The 25,539-nt window shown below is 68.2% G+C and carries 21 protein-coding genes and 1 riboswitch; of the genes, 12 read left to right on the top strand and 9 right to left on the bottom strand.

Features of this window, described 5'->3' with window-relative positions; genetic code table 11:
- Nucleotides 1-52: 52 nt before the first annotated feature.
- Nucleotides 53-691, bottom strand: coding sequence for a 7-carboxy-7-deazaguanine synthase (gene queE, locus E4V01_RS17825; protein WP_135299262.1), 639 nt, complete (start codon nucleotides 689-691; stop codon nucleotides 53-55).
- A 271-nt stretch (nucleotides 692-962) separates the two neighbouring features.
- Between queE and E4V01_RS17820 the strand changes: the two genes are divergently transcribed.
- Together E4V01_RS17820 and E4V01_RS17815 are read left to right on the top strand one after the other, a co-directional pair.
- Nucleotides 963-2,453, top strand: coding sequence for a D-alanyl-D-alanine carboxypeptidase family protein (locus tag E4V01_RS17820; RefSeq protein ID WP_060768883.1), 1,491 nt, complete (start codon nucleotides 963-965; stop codon nucleotides 2,451-2,453).
- 298 nt (nucleotides 2,454-2,751) lie between these two features.
- Entirely contained in the window at nucleotides 2,752-3,852 is a 1,101-nt protein-coding gene (locus E4V01_RS17815) for a GTP-binding protein (protein WP_135299261.1), read from the top strand.
- Between the two features lie 168 nt (nucleotides 3,853-4,020).
- On the opposite strand, the gene E4V01_RS17810 is transcribed toward E4V01_RS17815, so the two are convergent.
- Nucleotides 4,021-4,704 (bottom strand): GntR family transcriptional regulator, encoded by a 684-nt coding sequence (locus E4V01_RS17810; protein ID WP_060768881.1) that lies wholly within the window; start codon nucleotides 4,702-4,704, stop codon nucleotides 4,021-4,023.
- Nucleotides 4,705-5,123: 419 nt separating this feature from the next.
- Between E4V01_RS17810 and frc (E4V01_RS17805) the strand changes: the two genes are divergently transcribed.
- Nucleotides 5,124-6,413 carry a formyl-CoA transferase gene (gene frc, locus E4V01_RS17805; protein WP_060768880.1) on the top strand — a complete coding sequence of 430 codons (1,290 nt, stop codon included), beginning with the start codon at nucleotides 5,124-5,126 and terminating at the stop codon, nucleotides 6,411-6,413.
- Between the two features lie 139 nt (nucleotides 6,414-6,552).
- Nucleotides 6,553-6,777 carry a hypothetical protein gene (locus E4V01_RS17800; RefSeq protein WP_135299260.1) on the top strand — a complete coding sequence of 75 codons (225 nt, stop codon included), beginning with the start codon at nucleotides 6,553-6,555 and terminating at the stop codon, nucleotides 6,775-6,777.
- On the opposite strand, the gene E4V01_RS25755 is transcribed toward E4V01_RS17800, so the two are convergent.
- From E4V01_RS25755 to E4V01_RS17785, 4 genes are all read right to left on the bottom strand, one after another.
- A complete protein-coding gene (locus E4V01_RS25755; RefSeq protein ID WP_193763223.1) occupies nucleotides 6,759-6,926 on the bottom strand; it encodes a hypothetical protein in 168 nt (55 codons plus the stop codon). The genes E4V01_RS17800 and E4V01_RS25755 overlap by 19 nt on opposite strands.
- Before the next feature lie 219 nt (nucleotides 6,927-7,145).
- On the bottom strand, nucleotides 7,146-9,020 hold the full coding sequence (locus E4V01_RS17795; RefSeq protein ID WP_135299259.1) for a hypothetical protein: 1,875 nt from the start codon (nucleotides 9,018-9,020) through the stop codon (nucleotides 7,146-7,148).
- Nucleotides 9,021-9,042: 22 nt separating this feature from the next.
- Entirely contained in the window at nucleotides 9,043-9,324 is a 282-nt protein-coding gene (locus tag E4V01_RS17790) for a hypothetical protein (RefSeq protein ID WP_060772161.1), read from the bottom strand.
- Between the two features lie 166 nt (nucleotides 9,325-9,490).
- Nucleotides 9,491-9,955 carry a cyclic nucleotide-binding/CBS domain-containing protein gene (locus E4V01_RS17785; protein ID WP_135299258.1) on the bottom strand — a complete coding sequence of 155 codons (465 nt, stop codon included), beginning with the start codon at nucleotides 9,953-9,955 and terminating at the stop codon, nucleotides 9,491-9,493.
- 536 nt (nucleotides 9,956-10,491) lie between these two features.
- Between E4V01_RS17785 and oxlT (E4V01_RS17780) the strand changes: the two genes are divergently transcribed.
- From oxlT (E4V01_RS17780) to E4V01_RS17765, 4 genes are all read left to right on the top strand, one after another.
- Complete coding sequence (gene oxlT, locus E4V01_RS17780; RefSeq protein WP_060768876.1) at nucleotides 10,492-11,787, top strand: oxalate/formate MFS antiporter; 1,296 nt, start codon at nucleotides 10,492-10,494, stop codon at nucleotides 11,785-11,787.
- 261 nt (nucleotides 11,788-12,048) lie between these two features.
- On the top strand, nucleotides 12,049-13,374 hold the full coding sequence (gene oxlT, locus E4V01_RS17775) for an oxalate/formate MFS antiporter (protein ID WP_135299257.1): 1,326 nt from the start codon (nucleotides 12,049-12,051) through the stop codon (nucleotides 13,372-13,374).
- Nucleotides 13,375-13,959: 585 nt separating this feature from the next.
- Nucleotides 13,960-15,711: an oxalyl-CoA decarboxylase gene (oxc, locus tag E4V01_RS17770; protein ID WP_135299256.1), complete on the top strand. Its 1,752-nt coding sequence runs from the start codon at nucleotides 13,960-13,962 to the stop codon at nucleotides 15,709-15,711.
- A gap of 274 nt (nucleotides 15,712-15,985) precedes the next feature.
- Nucleotides 15,986-16,705, top strand: coding sequence for an alpha/beta hydrolase (locus tag E4V01_RS17765; RefSeq protein WP_135299255.1), 720 nt, complete (start codon nucleotides 15,986-15,988; stop codon nucleotides 16,703-16,705).
- Nucleotides 16,706-17,115: 410 nt separating this feature from the next.
- Here the strand turns inward: E4V01_RS17765 and frc (E4V01_RS17760) are convergent, their stop codons facing one another.
- Both frc (E4V01_RS17760) and E4V01_RS17755 read right to left on the bottom strand, forming a co-directional pair.
- Nucleotides 17,116-18,366, bottom strand: coding sequence for a formyl-CoA transferase (gene frc, locus E4V01_RS17760; RefSeq protein WP_135299254.1), 1,251 nt, complete (start codon nucleotides 18,364-18,366; stop codon nucleotides 17,116-17,118).
- 102 nt (nucleotides 18,367-18,468) lie between these two features.
- Nucleotides 18,469-18,918: a PAS domain S-box protein gene (locus E4V01_RS17755; RefSeq protein ID WP_135299253.1), complete on the bottom strand. Its 450-nt coding sequence runs from the start codon at nucleotides 18,916-18,918 to the stop codon at nucleotides 18,469-18,471.
- Between the two features lie 423 nt (nucleotides 18,919-19,341).
- On the opposite strand from E4V01_RS17755, the gene E4V01_RS17750 reads away from it, so the two are divergent.
- Nucleotides 19,342-19,785 (top strand): OsmC family protein, encoded by a 444-nt coding sequence (locus E4V01_RS17750; protein ID WP_003602635.1) that lies wholly within the window; start codon nucleotides 19,342-19,344, stop codon nucleotides 19,783-19,785.
- Nucleotides 19,786-19,817: 32 nt separating this feature from the next.
- The gene (locus E4V01_RS17745; RefSeq protein WP_060768870.1) at nucleotides 19,818-20,186 is read left to right on the top strand and encodes a nuclear transport factor 2 family protein; all 369 of its coding nucleotides are present in this window, start codon (nucleotides 19,818-19,820) and stop codon (nucleotides 20,184-20,186) included.
- Between the two features lie 119 nt (nucleotides 20,187-20,305).
- Here E4V01_RS17745 and E4V01_RS17740 read toward each other — a convergent pair whose 3' ends face one another.
- Nucleotides 20,306-21,478: a DUF2778 domain-containing protein gene (locus E4V01_RS17740; protein ID WP_135299252.1), complete on the bottom strand. Its 1,173-nt coding sequence runs from the start codon at nucleotides 21,476-21,478 to the stop codon at nucleotides 20,306-20,308.
- 357 nt (nucleotides 21,479-21,835) lie between these two features.
- Nucleotides 21,836-22,044: riboswitch (cobalamin riboswitch) on the top strand.
- A gap of 163 nt (nucleotides 22,045-22,207) precedes the next feature.
- Between E4V01_RS17740 and E4V01_RS17735 the strand changes: the two genes are divergently transcribed.
- Nucleotides 22,208-24,349, top strand: a complete 2,142-nt coding sequence (locus tag E4V01_RS17735) for a TonB-dependent siderophore receptor (protein ID WP_371688530.1) — start codon at nucleotides 22,208-22,210, stop codon at nucleotides 24,347-24,349.
- The gene (locus E4V01_RS17730) at nucleotides 24,349-25,536 is read left to right on the top strand and encodes a DUF1624 domain-containing protein (protein WP_135299250.1); all 1,188 of its coding nucleotides are present in this window, start codon (nucleotides 24,349-24,351) and stop codon (nucleotides 25,534-25,536) included. The genes E4V01_RS17735 and E4V01_RS17730 overlap by 1 nt, the downstream gene beginning before the upstream one ends.
- Nucleotides 25,537-25,539 lie beyond the last annotated feature (3 nt).

Genomic DNA, 25,539 nt, shown 5'->3' with positions numbered 1-25,539 from the left:
CCCGCGCATCGCTGTCAGCCGAAGCCGAAAGCCGTCCTTCGGGACGATGCCCTTACGGAATCCCGATGATCTTGTGCGTCTGGAGCGAGAGCCGCCAGCGGGCGTTCGAGCGGCAATAGGCCACCGCCGCGGCGGTGTGGGCGGCGGCTTCCGGGCCGTCCATCGGCTGCAGGAAATGGTGCCGAAAGGGCAAATCCGAAAAACGCTCCGGCGCGGCCTCGGCCTCGGCCTGCGGGAAGACGAGCTTCAACTCGTCGCCTGAGGTCTGGACCAGCGGGTTGCCGGCCTTGGGGCTCACGCAGATCCAGTCGATGCCGGGCGGCGCGGGAAGCGTCCCGTTGGTCTCCACCGCGACCTCGAAGCCGCGGGCATGAACGGCGGCGATCAACGCCTCGTCGAGTTGCAGCAGCGGCTCGCCGCCGGTGAACACGACGTAGCGGTTGGCCGCCCCCCCGGCCCAGGTCGCGGCGACGGCGTCCGCCAGGATCTCGGCGGAGGCGAAGCGCCCGCCGCCCTCTCCGTCCATCCCGACGAAATCGGTGTCGCAGAAGCGGCAGGCGGCGCCCGCCCGGTCCGCCTCGCGGCCCGACCAGAGATTGCAGCCGGAAAACCGGCAGAACACCGCCGCGCGCCCGGCCTGGGCGCCCTCACCCTGAAGTGTGTGGAAGAGTTCCTTGACCGCGTAGGACATCGTTGCGCTTTTCTGCCAGGGCTTGCCCATACCCCCGGGAGGCGCGGAAGACCAAGCGGTGTACGATTTCGCGGAGCGCAACCCTGATCGGCAGCGTACCGTTGGGCAAAACGCCGGGCTCTGCCATGCTCTCGCCACGGAGGGCACGTTGATGAACGGGTACTCTCGATCCGACCCTTTCCGGGCGCTTTCTTCACGAAGGCCCGGAGCCGGCAACGGAATTCCTGCTCCGCGGCGTCCCGCGCCCTCCCACCCTTTCGAGATTGGCCCGATGGTGAACCGTGTTTGGGGACGGCTGATCGGCTCGCTCACCGCCCTCGGCCTGATGGCGGGGGCGGCCTCGGCGGTCACGGCACCGATCCTCGTCGTCGATGCCGAGTCCGGCAAGGTGCTCTACAGCCAGGGCGCGACCGACCCCTGGTATCCGGCCTCGATCACCAAGCTGATGACCACCTACGTCGCCCTCGACATGGTGCGCCAGGGCAAGGTCTCGCTCGACACGCTGCTGACGGTCTCGCCCGCCGCCGCCGCCGAGCCGCCCTCGAAGATGGGCTTCAAGCCCGGCACGCAGATCACCCTCGACAACGCCCTCAAGATCATCATGGTCAAGTCGGCCAACGACGTGTCCTGGGTGATCGGCGAGGGGCTCGGCGGCTCCGTCGAGGGCTTCGCCGACATGATGAACGAGACCGCGCACCGGATCGGCATGCGCGAGAGCCGCTGGTACAACCCCAACGGCCTGCCCGAGCCGCGGCAATGGACGAGCGCCCGCGACATGGCGATCCTGGCCCGCGCGCTGATGCGCGACTTCCCCAACCAACAGAACCTGTTCTCGATCTCGGCGATCCAGTTCGGCAAGTCGGTGATGGCCAACCATAACGGCCTGCTCGGGCGCTATCCCGGCGCCGACGGCATGAAGACCGGCTTCATCTGCTCGGGCGGCTTCAACGTGGTGGCGACTGCGACCCGCGGGGGGCGGCGCATCATCACCGTGGTAATGGGCCAGCCGAGCGCGCGCGAGCGCGACATCAAGGCTGCCGACCTGTTCGATTACGGCTTCGGCCAGTCGGCGGGCTGGACCGCGCCGACTCTGGAATCTCTGCCGCCCTCCAACGTCGCCGCCCCGCCGGACATGCGGCCCTACATCTGCGACAAGCGCAAGCCGATGCCGGTGGACGAAGGCCCCGGCGCGCTCACCGCGAGCGGTCCCGGCGCCGACAGCGCGACGACGCAGCTCCTCGGCTCGGCGACCCCGGACGCCACCAACCTCGCCTTCGCCGCGCTCAGCAGCGCCAATGTCCGCGGCCGCACCCTGCCGCCGCGGGCGCCGCTCCAGCCGATCCCGGTCTGGATCGGCAGCAGCCCCACGGAAGGTGCGATGGCGCTGGCCCGTGAGGAACAGGAGGCGCAGGCTTCCAAACAGGCGGCCCGGCAGGCCGCGCAGGAGGCTGCCCAGCGCAAGCGTGCCGAAGCCAAGGCTACCAAGGACGCGGCCCGTGAAGCCGCCAAGCAGGCCGCCTCGGAGAAGGCCGCCAAGGCTCGCGCCGCCGCCGTGACCGCGCCCAAGCCCGCCACGAAGACCGCCGCCGGGCGGGACAAGGGCGTGCCGGCCACGACCAGCGCCTACACGGCGGTGGAGCCCGCTCCGAAGGCGGCCGTGAAGCCGGCGCACAAGCCGGCCGCCAAAAAGCCCGAAGCGGCCAAGCCTGCCGCCAAGAAAGCGGACAAGAAGCCCGCCAAGGCGAAGAACGACGAGTCGTAAGGGGTTTTCGAAGGCCCCCGGCATCGTCATATCGTTGCCGAGACATACCCTGCACGACCGATGCGCCCCTCGCCCCACTTGGGGGGAGAGGGCTTCATGCCCCCTCGTCGGGGCATGAAGCGAGGCGACAGCCGAAGGTGAGGGGCGTGGCCGAAGACGCCCCTTCCGGCACCGCCCCCTCACCGCCGCTTCGGCTTCACCTCCGCTTCCGGCCTGAACGACAGGGTGCAGACCGGCCTCTCCCCGCGGGCGGGGAGAGGAAATGTGCGGCGGATCAGACTTCGAAGGCCGTCCAACCATGTCCTCCTCCGAACAACCCGGCCGCCCCGCGCCGATCCCGCTCACCGTGCTCACGGGCTTCCTCGGCGCGGGCAAGACCACGCTGCTGAACCGCCTGCTCGGCGATCCGGCGCTCGCCGACACGGTGGTGATCGTCAACGAGTTCGGCGAGATCGGACTCGATCACCTGCTGATCGAGGCGGTCGATGAGGGGATGATCCTGCTCGGCGCCGGCTGCCTGTGCTGCACCGTGCGCGGCGACCTGATCTCGACGTTGGAAGACCTTCTGCGCCGCCGCGACAACGGCCGCATCAACCCGTTCCGCCGGGTGGTGATCGAGACCACCGGGCTCGCCGACCCGGCGCCGATCCTCCACGCCCTGATCTACCACCCCTATCTCGCGATCCGCTTTCAGTTGCAGGGCGTGGTGACCGTGATCGATGCGGTCAACGGCGCCGACACCCTCGACGCGCACGGCGAGGCCCTGCGACAGGCGGCGGTCGCCGACCATCTCGTGGTGACCAAGGGCGACCTGCCCGGCGCCGGGGCAGAGGCGCTGACCCAGCGGCTCGCCGCCCTCAATCCGGGGGCCCGGATCCACGGGCCCGACGTGCCGGCCGAGTGCCTGCTCGGCGGCCTGTTCGGCCTCGACGGCAAGGGGGACGACGTGCGTGCCTGGCTCGGCGCGGAAGAGCGCGCGCACGGCCATCACCACGATCACGGCCACCATCATCACGATGTGAACCGGCACGACGCGGCGATCCGCGCCTTTCACCTCACCAGCGACGAACCGGTGCCGCGCCCGGCCTTCGAGATGTTCCTGGATCTCCTGCGTTCGGCGCACGGGCCGAAGCTCCTGCGCCTCAAGGGTCTCGTGGCGCTCGCCGACGATCCCGAGCGGCCGGTCGTGGTGCACGGGGTGCAGCACGTCGTCCACGCGCCCGTGACGCTGCCGGCCTGGCCCGACGCGGATCGCCGTTCGCGGCTCGTACTGATCGTGCGCGACCTCGACCCGGCCTTCGTCCGCCGGATCTGGGACGCCTTCCTCGGCAAACCCGCCCTGGACACGCCGGACCGGGCGGCGCTCACCGACAATCCGCTGGCGATCCCGGGGGGATAGCGGGCGGCGTTACTCGTCCCGGCTAGAGCATCATCCCGGAAGGTGGTTGCCGACTTTCGGAAAAAAGATGATGCGAAAACGAGAGCCTAAAGCACCCTCACGGCACGCCCTGAGACGAAGCAGGCCGGGAGCGGAGACGGTCGTCGGCGCCGCTTTGTCCTGGGCCGATCAGTCGAGGTGGTCGCCGTAGCGCTGGACGTGGTCGGCGAGGCCGAGGCCGTGGTCGCGCACGAGGCGCTCGGCGCGCTCCGCGTCGCGGGCCTCCAGCGCCTCGATGATCCGCACGTGCTCCTCGATCGACTTCGAGGCGCGGTCGCCCTGGCGGAGCGCCGTGTTGCGGATGCCGCGCACATGCATCAGCAGGTTGCTGGTCAGGTCCGTGATCACCGCGCTGTGGCCGAGCGCAATGATCTTCTGGTGGAAGCGGATATTGGCTTCCGAGTACTCGTCGAGATGCTCGTAGGGCTGCCCGTCGAAGAACTCCGGGAAGGAGCGGCGCAGGCAGGCCAGATCCTCGTCCGAGGCGGCGGTGCAGGCGAGCCGCGCCGCCATGCTCTCCAAAGCCGCCCAGGCCTGGATCATGCCGACGATCTCGCGTTTCGTCTTCTTGACCACGAACACGCCGCGTCGGGGCTCGTTGCGCACGAAGCCTTCCTGCTCCAGCACCGTCAGCGCCTCGCGGATCGGCGTGCGGCTCACGCCGAGCGTCTGCGACAAGCCGCGCTCATCGAGCCGCACATCTCCGGTCTGGCCGTAGATGTCCATGTTGGTGATGGCGGATTTCAGCGCCTCGTAGGCCAGCGTCCGCAGGCTCGTCGCCGGAACGATTGGCTTGATCGAGAGATTTTCCATCACTTCGGATCGACCTTAATGCCGATGGGGTTGCGGGTCCGGAGTGGAAACATCGAGCCGCGGGAGCATGGCGTCTCATCCTTCGGAAGACAAGGCAGCCCGCACTCCGGCGTCCCGGCTCTCCCCGCGGAATCCGCACGAGACTGTGCGGATCTCCGGTCTCCGAGCCGAAATGTTGACCTCTGGCATCTGGTATGCCAGAAGAAAGCCGGGGAGTCGATGTCGGCGGCATTCGCCGGGTGCAGGGCAGCCTCGCTGATGATGCCCTGAGCCGCACCCAAGTCGCGCACGCCAGCCATGCCGGAGCCCAAGACCGGTACGGAACCAGACCGGCACGGAACCCCGCGGGCGCATACGGCCGACGCCATCGGCCGATCAGCGCCCGGCAACATGCCACTCTCCTGGGGAGGAGACCTGCGATGAGCAAGGCACCGGGCAAGGCACTCGAGGGCGTTCGCATCCTCGATTTCACCCATGTTCAATCGGGGCCGACCTGCACGCAACTGCTCGCGTGGTTCGGGGCCGACGTGATCAAGGTCGAGCGGCCGGGCGCGGGCGATGCGACGCGCCAGCAGCTTCAAGACCTTCCCGGCGTGGACAGCCTCTATTTCACGATGCTGAACCACAACAAGCGTTCGATCACGCTCGACGGCAAGAACCCCAAGGGCAACGCGATCCTCTGGCGGCTCATCGCCGAGTGCGACGTGCTGGTCGAGAATTTCGCCCCCGGTGCGCTCGATCGCATGGGGCTGACCTGGGAGAAATTGCAGGCCGCCAATCCGGGCCTGATCCTGGCCTCGGTGAAGGGCTTCGGGCCCGGCCGCTACCAGGATTGCAAGGTCTACGAGAACGTCGCCCAATGCGTCGGCGGCGCGGCCTCCACCACCGGCTGGCGCGACGGCGTGCCGATGGTGTCGGGCGCGCAGATCGGCGATTCCGGCACGGGCCTGCACCTCGCACTCGGCATCGTCACCGCCCTCTACCAGCGCACCCAGACGGGGCAGGGCCAGCGCGTCGATTGTGCCATGCAGGACGGAGTGCTCAACCTCTGCCGGGTGAAGCTGCGCGACCAGCAGCGTCTCGCCCACGGCCCGCTGATGGAATACAGCCAGTACGGCGAAGGCGTCCCCTTCGGTGAGGCGGTGCCGCGGGCCGGCAACGATTCCGGCGGGGGGCAGCCCGGCCGCATCCTGAAGTGCAAGGGCTGGGAGCAGGATCCCAACGCCTACATCTACTTCATCACGCAGGGCGCGGTCTGGGGACCGATCTGCGACATCATCGGCGAGCCGGACTGGAAGACCGATCCGGCCTACGCGACGCCGAAGGCCCGCCTGCCGCATCTTAACGAGATCTTCACGCGCATCGAAGCGTGGACGATGAAGCACGACAAGCTCGAGGCGATGGAGATCCTCAACGCCTACGAGATCCCGTGCGGACCGATCCTGTCGATGCGGGAGATCGCCGAGGATCCGACGCTGCGGGCGAACGGCACTGTGGTCGAGGTCGAGCACCCGACCCGCGGCACCTACCTGACGGTGGGCAACCCGATCAAGCTGTCGGCGAGCCCGACCGAGATCACCCGCGCGCCGCTGCTCGGCGAGCATACCGACGAGATCCTGCGCGAGGTGCTGGGCTGCACGGATGCCGAGATCGGCGACATCCTCGGCTCGGGCGCGGTAGGCGGCGTCCACCGCATCGCTGCGGAGTAGCGCGCGGCACTATCATGCCGAATACCGAAGCCTTCGGAACTTGATTTCTCGCGTCTGGTATGCCAGATACCAATGAGCAAGCGAGACCCGAGACGGCGGCGTTGCGCACCGTTCGGGCCGGCGACCGGAGGATACGGTGATGGCCGAAAACGTCCCAGACCACGCCGCGGACCGCGCTCTGGCGGATCTCGTGGACGCGTTCGGTCACTACTCCGATGCCGAGATGCAGGCGTTTCTCGATGCAACGCCGTCCGTGGCCGAGATGGGCTGCGCAGTCTCGCCCGCCAAACCGGCCGGACCCGAATGGCTGGCCGCCGCGCGATTCGCCGGACGTGAGGTCGTGGTTCAGGCGGCGCGAGCGTAGCGCCCGGAAGTCTGCGGCGCCTCAATGCCGCGGCCCGTCGGGACATCCTGGGCAGCGCTCGAGACGGTCAGCCGGTCAGCCAGCTTCACGACGAACAGAGCCTGAACGGCGACGAGGAAAACAAGCGCGGCGAGCCAAGTGGCGAGCATGATAGTCTCCGTCGGTACGGGCTATGGTGCGGTGCGAACGAATCCCGGATAAGCCGCTCGCTTTGGGATATGAAGTACAAAATACCAGACACATGCATGCGTCACGTGCATGTGAATGGTGTGCCTTGATCTGGCGGCGCGCGAATCCGGCGGCAATCCCTGCCGCTGGCGATGGCGTGACAGACGCCTGTCGATGTCGCACCGCAGCATGGCAGCGGTTCAGGAGGTCGCTCGGTCTGCCTCCGGACCCCATGCGCCGAGGGTCGAGGTTTCGTCCGGGCAGAGAACCTCGTCGAGCGGGGCGACGCCCGCGGTGTGCTTCGTCAGGCCCGTCGCTGAGAGCGCCCGCGCGGTCCCGGCCTCCCGGCATGCGGCGGCGAGACCCGCCGGGTCGAGGCCGACGAGACGACCGTTCTCGAAGCGCGCGAAGACCCGCCCCGACTCCCGATCGGCAAAGCGCACCACGGACACTTGCCGCAAGGCCTCCCGCAGAAAACGCGCCTCGGCCTCCGGCGCGTCGGCGACGCCGCGATAGACGTCGGCCGCCGCGCGGGCGCGGATATCGATCCGCCGGTAACGCTCGATCGCCAGCAGGGCTTTGGCGTCGAGGATCGTCATCGCGTCGTTCGTACCGAAGGCGATGGTGAGCGGACGCGCGCCCTTTGGCACGCTGTTGTCGAGAAATTCGTAAGTGACCGGACGGTCCCGGCGCAGCGCCCAGGTGAAGAACAGCCGCGGCATGCCGGTAAAGGCCTCGACGTTGTGCGCGAGCAGATCCTCGACCGCCTTGTAGCGTCCGAACTCCTCGCCCCGCTTCCAGGCCCGCTCCACGGTTTCCTCGGGCGGAGTGATCATGAATTGCAGGTAGACGCGCTGGCCGAACCGGGTGAGGAGCTGGCCAGCGCCGTCGCTGCCGGCCTCCGTCGAGAAGCTGTCGAAGCGGAACCGGTCGATCAGCAGGTGCGAGAGGCGGCCGCCGGCCGCCTTGCGGGTGATGTAGCGGTCGAGCTTGGCATCGATGATCTCGACCTCGTGGCCTGTCAGCGGCCCGGCATAGCGGCGCGCTTCGCCCAAGCTGTCATAGTCCAGCAGGAACTTGCGCCAGACGTCGGGCGTGATGACGGCGAAGTCCTGCCATTGTGCGCCGATCCGTCCGGCGAGGTCGCGCTGATAGGGCCGGATCGTGCTCTTGCCCGAGGCCGACGCACCTTTGACGGTCATCACCACCGGCTGCGCTTGCGGTGCGGGCCGATGGTAGCCCTGCGCCGCGGCGACCGACTCGATCCAGGGCGCGATCAGCGCGCCGATCCGGTCGCTGCCGCAACGGTTGGTGACGAGGATGCCGGCGAGCCGCCGCAGCAGCGTGCGGTCGCGGATCAGCATGCCCTGGCGGGCGATGACGTGGCCGAACACCGTGCGCAGGGCCTCGCGGGCGGCGCTCTCCATACTCTCGGCTTCGCTCGCGGCCGCGCATCGTTCGTCGAGGCGGGCGAGGATGCGAGCCTGCCCGTCGCCGGCCAGAGAAGGCGATGGGGCAGGGGACGGGGAAGGGGAGGGCGGCTCGCGTGGGCCGAGGCGGCGGAGCCACCCGGCCCAGGCGGAGACCGGTTCGGGCGGCGGCGCGGGCGCCTCGTCGAACAGGGCCGACAGCTCGCACTCCAGCGCCGCATCGGCCTCGGCGCGGACCGCGTCGAGGATGGCCGCGACCGCGTCCAGGCGGTGCATCACGCCCTCGCGCAGCAGCGTACCGACGATGCGCCGGAAGTTCAGTCCGAGATCGGCGTAGACTTCGCCGACGGGGACCGAGATATCGGCCATGACCCGGATCAGCACCTCGTGGACCGCGAGGCGCTCAGGCCGGAAGAGGGCGAGCTGCGTCGGGGGCAGGCCGCTGAAATCGGACAGTTCGAGGATTTCGGAAAAGGGCAGGCGGAGGTTCTCGGGCCGGAACACCGTCGCGAGCGGGCGCATCGCCCGCGGCAGGCCGGGTTCGAGGCCGGGATTCCAGGCGTGGAAGGCCGGCTCGTCCGCGAGGGCGGTGCCGGCGGTTTCGTCTGCAAACCTGTCGGCGAGGGGCGGCGCGGCGTCGGTCATCGCTCGCCCCTCCCGGTTTCGATCAGGCGGCGGAGGCGTTCTCGATCGCCTCGAACCGGATCTGGTAGGCCTCGCCCCACAGGCTCGCCGCCCGCTCGTGCCACGCGGTGTCGAAGAACAGCTTGGCGCAGAACGAGCTGCGCCAGATGCACACCGCGATGATGCGCTCGTCCAGAACGCGGATGTGGCGGCTCTCCAGCCCGCCGGCGATGCCGAGACGGGGAAGCATATCGATGCTCGACGCACCGAATTCGTTCTCGCCCGGAAAGACGATCGGGCATTCGACGACGGTCAGATATTTCATCGGGTTTTCCATGGCTGACGCCTTTTCTCGGAATCGTCTTCCAACCTGTTCCGGATCGTTCTCGCACAACGCTCGGTGAACAGTGCCTGCTCCCGGCAGGCATGAATCCATAACGAGATGCGTCGTGTCCGGCGCTCCATTTGCGCTCACTCTCCGCCGTGCGCCTTCACGTATGCGGCAATGCCGGCGGGTTTGTCGCCGGTGCTTGGCCAAGATCTCGGCTAAGATCGTGGCCGACCCCTTGACCAACCCCTTGGCCAGCGCAGTCCCAGATGCTCAGGATCGCGCTGATGCGGCAGGAATCCATCAGGGCGATGTGATCGACCTTCCGCTCGCAGAAGGTCTTCAGCCGCTCCTGCGCCGAAGCGCCGACATCGACCGCGGGAAAGTCGTGATCGGTGATGAGCCAGACGCTGCGGCTGTAGATCTCGGGGCCCTCGGCCGCCACCGCGCGGAAGATGTCGCGCTGGGTCAGCAGACCCGTCACCGTTGCGTCGGCATCGCCCTCGACGACGACGAGCGCGCCCGTTCCCGGCTGGGCGAGGAGTTGCGCTGCCTCGGCCACGGATCGGTCCCGGTGGATGGTGCGGACGCCCGCGGCATCCGGCTCACGGCGCATCGTTCCAAACACGGCGCTCCTCCATCGGCATGCCTCTCGAACGGGGCCGCCTTTGAACGCAGGCTGGTATACAGCATACCTATTGTCAATCCTGCGTTTTGAATTATGGTGCCGGCGTCCGGGCGGGATTGGCAAGATCGACCCGCCAAATCGACCTGCTTGGACGTCCTCCGTTCGGCCGGTGCGGCATGATCCGAGGCATGTCCTGCCCCTGATCCAGGGCTGCGCGAAAGCCTCGCCGTCGTCCTCGCAGGGTGTCCCCGGGAACCGGGAGAGTTCGTCCGGGGCGGTGCCTTCGGCTTCGTGAGCGCATTCCGACGAGGTGGCTGCCGGTTCGTCGAAAGAGGGCGCGTTGAAACGATGGTCCGGATCCGCCGATCCGATGTGATCGAGTGGGATGCGGCCCCAAGATTCGACCGGAAGAGCGCGATGGTCTGCTCAGGCAGTCATTCGCGTCAGAGAATATTTAAAGTCATATTCGAAAAATAATCGAGAAATTGAGCGGCCAAAAAGCTCGGAAAAATCGAGCGTACACTGGAGATGCGTCCATGACCCAACCCACGACAACATACGTTCCACCACCGACGAGCCGATGGCTGCAATTGGTGTTCGGCATCGTCTGCATGTGCATGATCGCCAATATGCAGTACGGCTGGACGTTCTTCGTCAACCCGATGCAGGAACGGCACGGCTGGGACCGCGCCGCGATCCAAGTCGCTTTCACCCTGTTCGTCCTCACCGAGACGTGGCTGGTGCCGATCGAGGGCTGGTTCGTCGACAAGTACGGCCCGCGGGCCGTGACGCTCGTCGGCGGCCTGTTGTGCGGGCTGGCCTGGGTGATCAACGCCTACGCCGACACGCTCTGGCTGCTCTATGTCGGGGCGGCCGTTGGCGGCACCGGTGCGGGCGCGGTCTACGGCACCTGCGTCGGCAATTCGCTGAAGTGGTTCCCCGACCGGCGCGGTCTGGCTGCGGGCCTCACCGCCATGGGCTTCGGCGCGGGCTCGGCGCTCACCGTCGTGCCGATCCAGGCGGTGATCCACCATTACGGCTACGAGGCCGCCTTCTTCTGGTTCGGCATCGGCCAGGGCCTGATCGTGATGCTGATCGCGCTGTTTCTGGTGGCGCCGAAGAAGGGGCAGGTGCCCGAGATCGCCCGCGTCAGCCAGAGCCGCCGCGACTTCACGCCCGGCGAGATGGTGCGCACCCCGATCTTCTGGGTGATGTACGCGATGTTCGTGATGATGGCGGCCGGCGGCCTGATGGCCACCGCCCAGCTCGGCCCCATCGCCAAGGACTTCCACATCGCCGACGTACCGGTGAGCCTGCTGGGGATCACCCTGCCGGCACTCACCTTCGCCGCCACGATCGACCGGGTGCTCAACGGCGTGACGCGCCCGCTCTTCGGCTGGATCTCCGACCATATCGGCCGTGAGAACACGATGTTCCTTTCCTTCGGCATCGAGGGTGTGGGCATCTACCTGCTGAGCCAGTTCGGCCAGGATCCGATCCTGTTCGTGATCCTGACCGGTCTGGTGTTCTTCGCCTGGGGCGAGATCTACTCGCTGTTCCCAGCGACTTGCGGCGACACCTTCGGCTCGAAATACGCCGCCACCAATGCCGGCCTGCTCTACACCGCCAAGGGCACGGCGGCGCTGATCGTGCCCTATACCAGCATCCTCACGACGATGACGGGGAGCTGGCACGCGGTGTTCCTGGCGGCCGCCGCGCTCAACATCCTCGCGGCGCTGATGGCGATCTTCGTCCTCAAGCCGATGCGGCAGGCCTACACGCGGGAGTCGGCCGCCTTGGAGGCCAAGCCGGAGACGGTCTCCGCCCACTAAGGCCGCGCACGGGCCGGGCCGCCGCCCGGCCTTTCGAAGAATGTCGGCGCGTGCCGGGCTCAGACGCCCGGTGCGCGCCGACGCGTTTTCCGGTCCCGACGCCGCGCATTCTTTGAAGTGCGCGCCGATGCCGTCGCCCGGTGTGCCGGGTCGCCGCAGCATCGCGGACGGACTTTCCTGCGTTGGTATATTGTATGCCTAGCATCATTGTGCATGATGCGGCGCCAGGGGAGCACGAGAAACGTTCAGGGAGAGAACCGGATGGTACACCAACCGGCAGAGCAACACGCGCCGCTCCAGGCGCCTTCGGATGCGCCTTCCGCCAAGTGGTGGCAACTCGCCTTCGGCGTGCTCTGCATGGCCATGATCGCCAACCTTCAGTATGGCTGGACGCTCTTCGTCGATCCGATCGATGCGCAGCACCAATGGGGGCGCACGGCGATCCAGTTCGCCTTCACGATCTTCGTCGCCACCGAAACCTGGCTCGTGCCGGTCGAGACGTGGTTCGTCGATCGCTACGGGCCGAGCATCGTGGTGGGCTTCGGCGGCGTCATGATCGCCCTGTCCTGGGCCCTGAACGCCTATGCCGACTCCCTCTTCCTGCTCTACACCGCCGCGGTGATCGGCGGCATCGGCGCGGGCTCGGTCTACGGCACCTGCGTCGGCAACGCCCTGAAATGGTTTCCGGACCGGCGCGGGCTGGCGGCGGGCGCGACCGCGGCGGGCTTCGGCGCGGGCGCGGCGATCACGGTGATCCCGATCGCCAACATGATCGCCGCCAGCGGCTATGCCCAGGCCTTCCTCGTGTTCGGCCTCGGCCAGGGCGCGGTCGTCGTCCTGCTGTCCTTCTTCCTGCGCAAGCCCTCGGTCGCCGTGCCGATCCGGCGCAAGAACCTGCGCCTTCCCCAGACCAAGATCGACCGCAGCCCGAAGGAAGCGGTGCGCACCCCCGTATTCTGGACGATGTACGCGATGTTCGTGATGGTCACCTCCGGCGGCCTGATGGCGGCGGCGCAGATCGCGCCCATCGCCCACGACTTCAAGGTCGCCGACGTGCCGATGAACCTGTTCGGCCTGCAGATGGCCGCGCTCACCCTGGCGATCTCGCTCGACCGCATCTTCGACGGGTTCGGCCGGCCCTTCTTCGGCTGGGTGTCCGACAACATCGGCCGCGAGAACACGATGTTCATTGCCTTCGTGATTGCGGCGACGGCCTGCATTCTGCTCCTCGGCTACGGGCGTAATCCGGTCGTCTTCGTTCTGTGTACGGCGATGTATTTCGGCGTGTTCGGGGAGATCTACTCGCTGTTCCCAGCCACCTGCGGCGACACGTTCGGCTCGAAATACGCCGCCAGCAACGCCGGCCTCCTCTATACGGCCAAGGGTACGGCGGCCTTCCTCGTCCCCTTCGCCAGCGTGCTGTCGGCGTCCTACGGCTGGTCGGCGGTGTTCGGCCTCATCATCGGGCTGAACATCCTGGCCGCGGCGCTGGCGGTCTTCGTGCTGAAGCCGATGCGGCGGCGCTACCTCGCGGCGGAGGCTGAGATCGCCGACGCGGCGGAAGCTCGCGCAGTGACGCTGGCCTGAAGGCCTCGAATGATGGTCCGCCGCCTCGACGGCTCGCGTCGGGGCGGCGGCCGCCCCAGCCGAACTCCCGGCAGCGGAGTTCCTCGCGCCGGCCCCTCGGCCGCCCTTCGCCGACCATGCCTTCAACGCTTTCGCGGTGTCACAGGGGGCCGGTGTCTCGACTCGTAGCCAATCTGGCCGGCGACCCACGACGAGGCCGGATCGCGCTTCGGGACCGTGCCGAGCGTGATCAGAAAACGCTGAAGACAAGTCCGCCGTCGGACTTCCCTTCGAGGAAGCATGTCCGCCGGATGCCGGGCGGCCTGTCTCTCGACGCGTCATCCCCGAAACCCTGGATCCGGCGACCCCCGCAGCCCCTGTTTCGACCGCTCCCCCGGCGCCTCACGTGGGGGCACGCAAAGCCACGTGTTTCGTTTGACCAACTCATTGGTATTTGGTATGCCAGATGTGTCGCAACAAGACCGGCCACTCGAGACCGGTCCGCACGCTGCGCGCGGCGCAGCAGCAGGCGCGAAACGAGCCCGGCCTGACGCCATCGGGCCCCGCGCCGGACAAGAGCATCCGCACCATAAGGGAGAACGCCGCATGACCGTCCAGGCCCAGAACATCGACGCGATCACCGCGGGCGCGATGCCCCACGAGGAGCCGGAGCTGACGGATGGCTTCCACCTCGTCATCGACGCGCTCAAGCTCAACGGCATCGAGACGATCTATAACGTGCCCGGCATCCCGATCACCGATCTCGGCCGTCTGGCCCAGGCCGAGGGTCTGCGGGTCATCTCCTTCCGCCACGAGCAGAACGCGGGCAACGCCGCCGCGATCGCCGGCTTCCTCACCAAGAAGCCGGGCATCTGCCTTACGGTCTCGGCGCCGGGCTTCCTCAACGGCCTAACCGCGCTGGCCAACGCCACCACCAACTGCTTCCCGATGATCCTGATCTCCGGCTCCTCCGAGCGTGAGATCGTTGATCTGCAGCAGGGCGACTACGAGGAGATGGACCAGCTCGCCATCGCCAAGCCGCTCTGCAAGGCCGCCTTCCGCGTGCTGCACGCCGCCGATATCGGCATCGGCGTGGCTCGCGCGATCCGTGCCGCCGTCTCCGGCCGGCCCGGCGGCGTCTATCTCGATCTGCCCGCCAAGCTCTTTTCGCAAGTCATCGACGCCGATCTCGGCGCGCGCTCGCTGGTCAAGGTGATCGACGCGGCCCCGGCCCAACTCCCGGCCCCGTCCGCCATCGCCCGGGCGCTCGACGTGCTGAAGTCGGCCGAGCGTCCGCTCATCATCCTCGGCAAGGGCGCGGCCTACGCCCAGGCCGACGAGGCCGTGCGCGCGCTCGTCGAGGAGAGCGGCATCCCCTACGTGCCGATGAGCATGGCCAAGGGCCTCCTGCCCGACACCCACCCGCTCTCGGCCGGTGCGGCCCGCTCCACCGCGCTCAAGGATTCCGACGTGGTGCTGCTGGTGGGCGCCCGCCTCAACTGGCTGCTCTCCCACGGCAAGGGCAAGACCTGGGGCGAGCCCGGCTCGAAGCGCTTCATCCAGATCGACATCGAGCCGCGCGAGATGGACTCGAACGTCGAGATCGTCGCGCCGGTGGTGGGCGATATCGGCTCCTGCGTCGAAGCGCTGCTCGACGGCATCCGCAAGGACTGGAAGGGTGCGCCCTCCGACTGGCTGGAGACGCTGCGGAGCAAGCGCGAGGCCAACATCGCCAAGATGGCCCCGAAGCTGATGAAGAACTCCTCGCCGATGTGCTTCCACTCGGCACTCGGGGCGCTCCGGACCGTCATCAAGGAGCGGCCCGACGCGATCCTCGTCAACGAGGGCGCCAACACCCTCGATCTCGCCCGCGGCATCATCGACATGTACCAGCCGCGCAAGCGCCTGGACGTCGGCACCTGGGGCGTGATGGGCATCGGCATGGGCTTCGCCGTCGCGGCGGCTGTCGAGACCGGCAAGCCGGTGCTGGCGGTCGAGGGTGACTCGGCCTTCGGCTTCTCCGGCATGGAGGTGGAGACCATCTGCCGCTACGAGCTGCCGGTCTGCATCGTCATCTTCAACAACAACGGCATCTATCGCGGCACCGACACCGATCCGACCGGCCGCGATCCGGGCACCACCGTCTTCGTCAAGAATTCCCGCTACGACAAGATGATGGAGGCCTTCGGCGGCGTCGGCGTGAACGTCACCACGCCGGACGAGCTGAAGCGGGCCGTGGACGAGGCGATGAATTCCGGTAAGCCGACCCTCATCAATGCGGAGATCGACCCGGCCGCCGGCAGCGAGAGCGGCAATATCGGCAGCCTCAACCCGCAGAGCACCCTGAAGAAGAAGTGAGGCGGGCACTGCCCTCCGACCGCTTCGACTGAGCCGGACCGCGGTGCCCGAAATGGGCGCCGCGGTCCTTTTTTGTCCGGCAAGCCCCTCCGTCCCTCATGCTGAGGTGCGGAGCGAAGCGAAAGCCTCGAAGCACGCGCGGCGAACGACCCGAGACAGCCTTCCGATGTCCTTCCCGGGCATGGGGAAGGACCGGTCCGAGGTGCTTCGAGGCCCGCTGTCGCGGGCACCTCAGCATGAGGGGCGGCGTTGGGCTCCACCTGCGAGACGCCCCATGTCCTCCTCCCCCTTCGATCCGATGGTTGCCCTCGATCCCCGGCTCGCCGGCCGGCTCGCCTTCCTGCCGCGGCTGCCGGGCAAGCCGCCGCTGCCGCCGGGCCGCCACGCGCTCGGTCTGTTCGAGACCCGCGACGCGATGCTCCGCGTGCCCGAGCACATCGACCCCCGCCTGCCGACGCCGCTCGTCGTCCTGTTCCACGGCGGCGGCGGCAGTGCCGAAAAGATCCTGCCGATGCTGGAAGCCCATGCGGACCAGCGCGGCTTCCTGCTGCTCGCGCCGCAATCGCTGCACCCGACCTGGGATCTCGTGATCGCCGGCAACGGGCCGGACCGGGAGCGGCTCGACCGGGCGCTCGCCGAGGTGGCCGACCGGTTCCTGATCGATCCGGGCCATCTCGCCTTCGCGGGCCATTCGGACGGCGGCAGCTACGCGCTGTCCCTCGGGCTCACCAACGGTGACCGGGTCAGCCACCTGATCGTGTCGTCCGCCGGGTTCATGTCGGTGCAGGTGCAGGCGGGTGCGCCCAAAATCTTCCTGTCGCACGGCACCCGCGACGAGCAGATTCCGATCGACCGGAGCGCCCGCAACCACGCCCGGCTGCTTCGGGCGGCGGGCTACGACCTCACCTACGTCGAGTATGACGGTCCGCATGCCTACCATCCCAACGTGGTGAGCCAGGCCGTAGACTTCTTCCTGGGCGATTTCTTCGGTTAGGCGGCGCGGGCGAACGCGCCTCCATTCAAGTGTCTCTCGAAAACGCCCGCCGCGCCGTCCTCGCCAACACGAGAACGGTCAGAGATCGAGAGTTTTGTGAGTGAGACAGTCTCAATCCGGTTGATCCCTGCGGGAGGGCGGATTTCCCCTCTCCCAGCCCGCGGGGAGAGGGGAACACTCGGCTTCCGCCGTGACGCAAGTTCGATCAAACGGATGCCGTATCAGGGGCCCGGACACCGAAAAACCGGACCGACGGAGTCGGCCCGGGAAAGTCATCGGAGGAGGAAGAAACCCGGGCGTCATGCCCGGTCATGCGCTCCCGGAGCGATGCCCCGTCCCGGGAGGTTCATGGCCGAAAGAGACTGGCCATCCTGTGCGGGCAGCGCGGAGACCCGCGCTGCCGCTTCCCCTCAGACCGCGCGCGACTCGTGCATCGCGGCGATCTGCTCGGGCGAGTAGCCGAGGCCCGCGAGGACCTCGTCGGTGTGCTCGCCCAGAAGCGGCGAAGCCTTGATGTCGACCTTCATGTCCGAGAACTTGATCGGGGAGCCGACGGTCAGATACGAGCCGAGCTTGGGGTGCGGCACCTCGACGATGGTGCCGCTCGCGCGCAGCGACGGATCGGCGGCGATCTCCTTCATCGACAGCACCGGCGAGCACGGGATGTCGAACTTGCGCAGGATATCGACGGCCTCGAACTTGGTCTTGTCGGCCAGCCAATCCTCGATGATGGCGAAGATCTCGAAGATCTTGTCCTGGCGAGCGCGGGCGGTGTTGTAGGCCGGATCGTCGATCCATTCCTCGCGGCCGAGCGCCTTGCAGATCGGGGCCCAGGCATGGCCCTGGATCGTGAAGTAGATGTAGGCGTTCGGGTCCGTCTGCCAGCCCTTGCACTTGAGCACCCAGCCCGGCTGGCCGCCGCCGCCCGCGTTGCCGCCACGCGGCACCACGTCCGAGAATTCGCCGTGCGGGTATTGCGGGTATTCTTCGAGGTAGCCGATGGCATCGAGGCGCTGCTGGTCGCGCAGCTTCACCCGGCAGAGGTTGATCACCGAATCCTGCATCGACACGGCGACCTTCTGGCCCTTGCCGGTCTTGGTCTTCTGGTGAAGCGCCGTGAGGATGCCGATGGCGAGATGCATGCCGGTGTTCGAGTCGCCGAGCGCGGCGGCCGACACGGTCGGCGGGCCGTCCCAGAAGCCGGTGGTCGAGGCCGCACCGCCGGCGCACTGCGCCACGTTCTCGTAGACCTTCAGATCCTCGTAGTGGTGTCCGTCGGAGAAGCCCTTCACCGAGGCGAGGATCATGCCTGGGTTGAGCTCCTGGATGCGGGCCCAGGTGAAGCCCATGCGATCGAGCGCGCCGGGGCCGAAATTCTCGACCATCACGTCGGATTCGCGGATCAGCTTTTCCAGGACTTCCTTGCCCTGCGGGTTCTTGGTGTCCAGCGTCAGCGAACGCTTGTTGGAGTTGAGCATCGTGAAGTAGAGCGCATCCGCGTCCTCGACGTGGCGAAGCTGGTTGCGCGTCACGTCGCCCGAGCCCGGACGCTCGACCTTGATCACGTCCGCCCCGAACCACGCGAGGAGCTGGGTGCAGGCGGGACCCGCCTGGACGTGGGTGAAATCGATGATTTTGATCCCGTCGAGCGGCTGGGTCATCTCAGTCTTCTCCCTATTTCGACTTCGTTGTGGGTCGTCGTTGTTGGAAAATCGAAAAATATTACGGTCGGTAATATTGCTGAATGGCTCGGGCGCCCCGCCTCAGGCGCAGACGAGGGTGCCCAAAGCCTCTTCCAGCTCCGCCACGCGGCGGCGCAGGGAGCGCTCTTCCTGAAAGCGCTCGGTCTCGTCGCGGATGACCGCGGCGATGCCGGTGACTTCGCCCTCCGCGCCGTGCAGCAGCGCGACGGTGAAGGCGATGGACAGGGCCCGGCCACCCCTGTGCAGGGCCGGAACCTTGAGCAGGGACGTGCCGTAGCGGGTCTCGCCCGTGCGCATCGTCTTGGCGTAGCCATCCCAGTGGCGGCGGCGGTGACGCTCCGGGGTGATGAGGTCGAGGCTCTGCCCAAGCGCCTCGGCTTCCGAGTAGCCGAAGATCCGCTCGGCGGCCGGATTCCAGATGACGATCCGTCCGTCCGCGTCGGAGATCACCACCGCGTCACCGATCGCCGCGACGAGCCCGGACGTGTCGAAGGTCTGCGATTGGGCCATCCGTTGCCCCCCTTCCGCCGCCGGCTAGCCCTGAGGCCGCGCTGTGAGCGGAGAGATGCGATGTCTGTCGAGGATGCCGCGTTCGGTCATGGCAGGCGTTGCCTCCTTGGCTTCCCGGGTCTCGGGCCTTCCGGGTCGAGATCACTCTTTCCGGTGGCTCGTCATTGGCATCTGGTATACCAGATGCGAATGGCAGGTCAAGGCATGGTGCGGACTGGCCAGGGGCATTGCGCGAACCCGCTTGAGCGGCTTGGCGGCGTGAAAGCCCGGGGAGCCGGGCAAGGAACCGACACGGTCCGCGGCGGCGGGCCCCGGCGATTGAAGCCAGCCAGAAACCGGGGGGGATCGCGTTCGAGCGATCGTCCGGCCGGACTCGAACGAGATCGCGCAGCGGCGGGTTGATAGGAAGGCGAGGAGGTCACGATGTCGGACAAACACAGCATTCGGATCCGGCAGATCGAAGCCTATGCCTTCCGGATCGATTTCGGCGAGAGCTTCGTGCCGCTGCTGACGGACGAGCCGGAGCCGATCGGTGGCGGCACCGGGCCCTCGCCGGAGCAGGTGCTGATTGCGGCCGTGAGCAACTGTCTGTGCGCGAGCCTCGCCTTCGCGCTCGGCAAGTACCGGCAGGAGGGCGGGGGCGTGAGCGCCGAGGCGATCGGGCGCGTGGCCCGCAACGCGGAAGGCCGCCTGCGCCTTGTCGGGATCGAGGTCGATATCGCGCTCGGCGCGCCCGCCGAATCGATGGACCGGCTCGACCGGGTGCTCGCTCAGTTCGAGCAGTTCTGCACCGTGTCCGAGAGCGTCAAGGCTGGCGTTCCGGTGGCGGTCGCGGTGCGGGACGGCCAGGGCAACCGTCTGAAATAGACAGGCTTGAAACAGACAGGGAGGAACGAGCGATGAGCGAGACGCAGCGGGATGTGGCACGCGAGCCGGAGGATCTGGCCCGGCTCTTCCACGAACGGGCCAATGCCGGCGATGCCGAGGGGCTGGTTGCCCTGTACGAGCCGCAGGCCGTGGTGGCCGCGGGCGACATCGTGGCGACCGGCCACGACGAGATCCGCCGCTTCTACACGGATCTGCTCGCACGCAAGTCGGACTTCCCCGAGCCTGAGACCCTGCCGGCGATCCGCAACGGCGACCTCGCGCTCACCTTCGCGCGGCTGCCGAACGGCGGACTCTCGGTCGAGTCGGCCCGCCGGCAATCGGACGGGACGTGGCGCTGGGCCATCGACCAACTCAAGCTCAAGCCCGTCGCCAAGTCCTGACGGGCCCAAAGCAGGTTTCGAAAGGACAAGTCCTTTCGCGGGTCCAGGGCAGAGCCCTGAAAAGAGATCGGGGCGCCGCCCCGATGCCCCGCCAAAGGGATGATCCCTTTGGAAACCCGTTAATCCGCCGAGGCCGAGCGGCGCGGCGTGGCGTTGCGCCGGCTGGCGAAGATTCCGGGGGCGGTACCGGGCACCACGACGAGACGCCGGACTTGGCCGCTCAGATAGGCCTGAAGGAAGCGGGTGTAGTTCCGGAACACGACGCAGCCGTTCGAGGCACCGCTCGGGCCCAGCATGTAGGTGTGGGCGAGGATGCCGTCGCGCCCGTGGATGGCGGCCGAGCCGCCGACCGGGTTGAGGCGGATCGCCCGCACCCCGTGGAACAGCGCCTCGCGCTCCCGCAGGTCGTAGACTCCGGGCGGGGTGGCGCCGCGCATCCGGATATGGACGTGGTCCGGGTTGTCCTGGGCGACGCCGAGGCCGGAATGCGCCTCCAGCACCTCGCCGCTCGGCAGCGTGACGGTGGCGGCGCTGATGTCGTAGACGGCGACCCCCGGCTCGGAGACCGGGCCCGGCACGACGCGGCGCCGCGCGGCCGAATCGACCGCGCCGCTGTCGAGCCCGGCATAGGCCATCGCCCTGTCCGAGGACGGCGCGGCAGAGCCCGGCAGATCGAACATCTTCTCGAGGAAGTTGCGGTTGTCGGTGACCGCGGCGCTGAACACGCTGCGGGTTGGCTCGGCGGAGGCGCGCGCCGTGGATGCGGTGGCGATCCGAGGCGTCGCCGCCCGGGCGGTCTGCATGCGCGGCTCGTAGCGGAATTCGTTGGGCCGCCGCACCGGCAGCGGCACCGTAAGGGCGAGGCGGGCCGTCGGCACAGCCGGGCGCGGCGTGACGGTGGGCGCGGTGTCGTCGGCCTGATCCGCGGGGAGGGCGGCCAGGGTCGTGACCGGCTCCGATGGGGCAGGCTCCGCCACGGGCGGCGCCCGGAAGGCGGACACCTGCGGGGTCCGGGGGACGAAGCCGCGGGGCGCGGTGTCGAGAACGGGGGTGGGGTCGAGCATCCAGGCCAACGCGCCGGGCGCGGCCTGCACGGTCTCCGCTCCTTCGGCCTCGCCCGAGACCTGCGCGGTTTCCACGGGGGCGGGCGCGGCACGATTCTGCGGTTGCAGCATCCCGGCGACCGCGAGACCGCCGAGGGCGGTCAGCGCGAGCGCCGCGACAGGCGGGCGGCGCCGACGGCGGATGACGGGCCGGGCGGAGCGACTCTGGACGAGCTCGGCGATGTCCATTGCGGGCGGTACTCGACAACGCGGATCCCATACGGCCTCCCGCCGTCATCCCCGGCCTATCTGTGCCAGAATGACAAAACGAGATGGCTTCGCCGATTAGGGAAGGATCAACCTTAAGCCTTCGTCATTCAACGGGATCTTGGTTAATCTTGCCTAAAGCTCGGTCACGTCCTTTGAAAAACGTTCGATGCTGTTTCTCGACGGCTGCGCCGCGCCACGAGGCGCGGCCTTTCCCCCCGGACGGGCGCGGTGTGCAGTCATGGAGAACGTCGCCGAGCCTTGTGCTCTGCGAGCCACAGGCTGTGTAATGTTGTTACATTTCATTCGTTGGCATGTTGACCCTGCGCCGCATCGCAGCGAAGTTGCTGCGGCCAAGGTTCCCCGGATGCATGTCCGAGGGCTAAGAGGGAATTCGGTAAGCCCGTCCGGGCGAGGCCGAAGCTGCCCCCGCAACTGTAAGCGGCGAGCCTCCGTCGTCGAAGGTCACTGGTGCCCTGCACCGGGAAGGCCGAGACGGGGGCGCTGACCCGTGAGCCAGGAGACCTGCCTTGGCGCGACGATGTCCCCCGGGCGGGGTGCTCCGGCGGCGTGCCTGATCGGCGAGAGCGTTCCCCTGCGCTCCCGGCGGGGCACCCGCTCGGGCCCTGCGTCCGAACAGCCAGAGCGCGCCTTGTGACAGTTCGGACGAGCCTGAACGCCATCGACGTCTCGATCCGGCGCCCGCCTTGGATGCTCGCCGCGCTGCTCTGCGCCGGCCTGCACGGCCCGGAGGCGCGGGCGCAGGAATCGGTCACCCTCGAGGAACTGGCGGTCGAGGGCGACGGCCGCGGCGTCGGCAACGGCGCATCGGACGGCCGGACCAGCGCCGCCGGCACGATCGGCCTGATCGGGCCGACGCCGGGCTACCGCGCCGACCGCGCGGTGAGCAGCACCAAGACCGACACGCCCCAGCGCGACGTGCCCCAGATCGTCACCGTGGCGCCGCGCGAGGTCATCACGGATCTCGCCGCCACCCGCGTCGATCGCGTCTTCAACTACACGCCGGGCGTGGCGCAGCAGAACAATTTCGGCGGCCTGTCGGTGTTCAGCTATGCCATCCGCGGCGTGCCCACGTCCGAGATCTACAAGAACGGCTTTCCGCTCAACCGCGGCACGCCGCCCCCGCCCGACGCCCAGAACGTCGAGCGCGTCGAGGTGCTCAAAGGCCCCGGCGGCGGGCTGTTCGGGCGCAGCGATCCGGGCGGGCTCGTCAACATCATCACCAAGCAGCCGACCGCCGAGCGCTTCGTCGAGATGGGCGGGCTGTGGGACTCGTTCGGGCAGTTCCGCGGTACGGTCGATGCCGGTGGCGCGCTCAACGAGGAGGGCACGCTCGCCTACCGCTTCAATCTCGCCGCCGGCCGCCAGGGCAGTTTTCGCGATTTCGTCGACAGCGACCGGCTGCTCGTGGCGCCCGTTCTGAGCTGGCAGATCACGCCGGACACGCGCATCACCGTCGAGACGGAGTTCCTGCGCAACCGCATCGTCTTTGACCGCGGCGTCATCGCCATCAACGGGCGGCTCGGGCTCTTGCCGATCTCGCGCTTCCTCGGCGAGCCGGGCCAGAGCACCTATCAGACCAACAACACGATGCAGGTCCGCGTCGATCACCGCTTCAACGCCGATTGGCAGATGCGGCTGGCCACCCACTTCAACACCGGCACGCTGGAGGGCGAATCCGCCGAGATCCGCGCCATCGCCGCCGACAACCGCACCGTCTCGCGCGATCGCAACGTGCGCGATTACCGCTGGGACACGGCGATCGGCCAAGCGGAGGTGGTCGGGCGCTTCGACACCGCCGGCATCGGTCACACGATGCTGCTGGGCTTCGAGCGCGAGAGCACCGATAGCCGTGTGCTCTATCTGCGCTCGAACTTCCGCACGAGCCCCTACGCGATCGACATCGACGATCCGCGCTACGGCCAGCCGCTGCCGCCGATCACCATCCCGCGCAACAACCTCGAGCGGATCACCAACACCGCCCTCTACGCGCAGGACCAGATCAGCCTCACCGCCGAATGGAAGGCGCTGCTCGGCGTGCGCTTCGACTTCTTCGAACAGTCGTTCCGCGAGCGTATCCCGCGGTCCCAGGTCGATCAGACCTACTTTGCCGCGACGCCCCGCGCCGGCCTCGTCTACCAACCGCTGCCCGAATTCTCCCTCTACGCCAATGTCGGTACGAGTTTCCGCCCCAATATCGGTCCCGATGCCGCCGCCGTCGCCGCCTCCGGGCCGTTCGCGCCGGAGACCGGCATCGGCTACGAGGTCGGTGCCAAGCTCGACCTCTACGGCGGCGCGCTGGCGCTGACCAGCACCGCCTTCCGGATCGAACGGCAGAACGTGCTGACGCCGGAGGCCAACGGCAGCGGCTTCTCCGTGGCGGTCGGCGGGGCGCGCAGCCAGGGCTTCGAGCTGACCGCCGCCGGCCAGATCACGCCGGAGATCAAGTTGCTGGCGGGCTACGTCTACGCGGAGGCCGTGGTCACCGAAGATCCGACCTTGCCGGCCGGCACGCCGCTGATCAACGTGCCGCGCCATTCCGGCAGCCTGCTCGCCGTCCACGAGGTGCAGGCCGGCCCGTGGAAGGGGCTCGGGCTCGGCGGCGGCGTGCGCGGCGTCGGCGAGCGGGCGGCGGATGCGGTCAACAGCTTCTCCCTGCCAGCTTACATCGCGGTCGATGCGCTCGCCTATTACCGCTACGAGAACTTCCGCTTCGGGCTGAACATCGAGAACGTGTTCGACACCGAGTATTACGAGAGCTCCCTCAACCGCTTCCGGGTCTATCCCGGTGCGCCCCGCCGCTTCACCGGAACGATGACGGTGCGGTTCTGATGAAGGCTCGCCAGGCGGCGGCCCCCGGCCCGGCTCCCATCGGGGCGGGGGCCGCGCCACGCACCCGCATCGGCGCCATCGATGCCCTGCGCGGGCTCGTGATGCTGCTGATGCTGGTCGATCACGTGCGGGAGTTCTTCTACCTGCACGCCCAGGTGAGCGACCCGGTGAACCTCGCGGCAACCCCGCCCGGCCTGTTCCTGACGCGGGCCGCCTCGCATGTCTGCGCCCCGGTCTTCCTGCTGCTGACGGGGCTCTCGGCGAGCCTCTACGGGCAGAAGCACGCCAGCCGCGCCGCGGCCTCCGCCTTCCTCATCAAGCGCGGACTCTTCCTGGTCGCCCTCGAAGTGACCCTGGTCAACCTGGCCTGGACCCGTGCCCTCCTACCGCCGATCCTCTACCTGCAGGTGATCTGGGCGATCGGGCTCAGCATGATGGCGCTCGCCGCACTGCTCTGGCTGCCGCGTCCGGCGCTGATCGGCGTAGGCTTGGCGATCATGCTGGGGCACAATGCGCTCGACGGGATCATGCTCACGCCCGATCAGATGGGCTACGCCCTGTGGGCGGTGCTGCATCAGCGCGGCTTGATCCCGCTGCCCTGGGGCGCGGCGCGCACCTCCTATCCGGTGCTGCCCTGGATCGGCGTGATCGCCGCGGGCTACGCGCTGGGGCCGCTCTACGGCGCGGGCGTCGATCCGGGCACGCGCCGCCGACGCCTCGTCGCCCTCGGGTTCGCGAGCCTCGCCGCCTTCCTGATCCTGCGCGGCTTCAACGGCTACGGTGATCCGCATCCATGGCAGGCGGGTCAGGATTGGGGCGCGACCGCGCTGTCCTTCGTCAACCTCACCAAGTATCCGCCCTCGGCCGACTTCCTGCTCGCGACCCTCGGTCCCGGCCTGCTGCTGCTCGCTCTGTTCGAGCGCCTGCCGGAACGGCGTCTACGCTGGCTCACCGTCTTTGGCGGGGCGCCGCTGTTCTTCTACCTGCTGCACTTGTGGGCCCTGCGCCTGACCTACGACGGCCTCGCCGCCTTCGGCCTTGTGGGTCCCTCCGGCCGGGTCGAAGCCGACGCCCCGTTTCAGATCTGGCTGATCGCGGCGGTGTTCGCGCTGGCCCTCTACCCGGCCTGCCTCTGGATGGTCCGGCTGAAGCGGCGAAGCCGGTGGCGGGGTCTGAGCTACCTCTGACCC

The organism is Methylorubrum sp. Q1, assembly GCF_004683995.1.
Lineage (GTDB): Bacteria > Pseudomonadota > Alphaproteobacteria > Rhizobiales > Beijerinckiaceae > Methylobacterium.
The sequence above is the reverse complement of the archived record's forward strand: the minus strand, read 5'-3'. Positions and strand labels throughout refer to the sequence as shown.

Excerpts from the sequence above, each read along its gene's own strand:
- queE (WP_135299262.1), bottom strand. The coding sequence starts at position 691 with ATGTCCTACGCGGTCAAGGAACTCTTCCACACACTTCAGGGTGAGGGC.
- E4V01_RS17820 (WP_060768883.1), top strand. The coding sequence starts at position 963 with ATGGTGAACCGTGTTTGGGGACGGCTGATCGGCTCGCTCACCGCCCTC.
- E4V01_RS17815 (WP_135299261.1), top strand. The coding sequence starts at position 2,752 with ATGTCCTCCTCCGAACAACCCGGCCGCCCCGCGCCGATCCCGCTCACC.
- E4V01_RS17810 (WP_060768881.1), bottom strand. The coding sequence starts at position 4,704 with ATGGAAAATCTCTCGATCAAGCCAATCGTTCCGGCGACGAGCCTGCGG.
- frc (WP_060768880.1), top strand. The coding sequence starts at position 5,124 with ATGAGCAAGGCACCGGGCAAGGCACTCGAGGGCGTTCGCATCCTCGAT.
- E4V01_RS17800 (WP_135299260.1), top strand. The coding sequence starts at position 6,553 with ATGGCCGAAAACGTCCCAGACCACGCCGCGGACCGCGCTCTGGCGGAT.
- E4V01_RS25755 (WP_193763223.1), bottom strand. The coding sequence starts at position 6,926 with ATGCTCGCCACTTGGCTCGCCGCGCTTGTTTTCCTCGTCGCCGTTCAG.
- E4V01_RS17795 (WP_135299259.1), bottom strand. The coding sequence starts at position 9,020 with ATGACCGACGCCGCGCCGCCCCTCGCCGACAGGTTTGCAGACGAAACC.
- E4V01_RS17790 (WP_060772161.1), bottom strand. The coding sequence starts at position 9,324 with ATGAAATATCTGACCGTCGTCGAATGCCCGATCGTCTTTCCGGGCGAG.
- oxlT (WP_060768876.1), top strand. The coding sequence starts at position 10,492 with ATGACCCAACCCACGACAACATACGTTCCACCACCGACGAGCCGATGG.
- oxlT (WP_135299257.1), top strand. The coding sequence starts at position 12,049 with ATGGTACACCAACCGGCAGAGCAACACGCGCCGCTCCAGGCGCCTTCG.
- oxc (WP_135299256.1), top strand. The coding sequence starts at position 13,960 with ATGACCGTCCAGGCCCAGAACATCGACGCGATCACCGCGGGCGCGATG.
- E4V01_RS17765 (WP_135299255.1), top strand. The coding sequence starts at position 15,986 with ATGTCCTCCTCCCCCTTCGATCCGATGGTTGCCCTCGATCCCCGGCTC.
- frc (WP_135299254.1), bottom strand. The coding sequence starts at position 18,366 with ATGACCCAGCCGCTCGACGGGATCAAAATCATCGATTTCACCCACGTC.
- E4V01_RS17755 (WP_135299253.1), bottom strand. The coding sequence starts at position 18,918 with ATGGCCCAATCGCAGACCTTCGACACGTCCGGGCTCGTCGCGGCGATC.
- E4V01_RS17750 (WP_003602635.1), top strand. The coding sequence starts at position 19,342 with ATGTCGGACAAACACAGCATTCGGATCCGGCAGATCGAAGCCTATGCC.
- E4V01_RS17745 (WP_060768870.1), top strand. The coding sequence starts at position 19,818 with ATGAGCGAGACGCAGCGGGATGTGGCACGCGAGCCGGAGGATCTGGCC.
- E4V01_RS17740 (WP_135299252.1), bottom strand. The coding sequence starts at position 21,478 with ATGGACATCGCCGAGCTCGTCCAGAGTCGCTCCGCCCGGCCCGTCATC.
- E4V01_RS17735 (WP_371688530.1), top strand. The coding sequence starts at position 22,208 with ATGCTCGCCGCGCTGCTCTGCGCCGGCCTGCACGGCCCGGAGGCGCGG.
- E4V01_RS17730 (WP_135299250.1), top strand. The coding sequence starts at position 24,349 with ATGAAGGCTCGCCAGGCGGCGGCCCCCGGCCCGGCTCCCATCGGGGCG.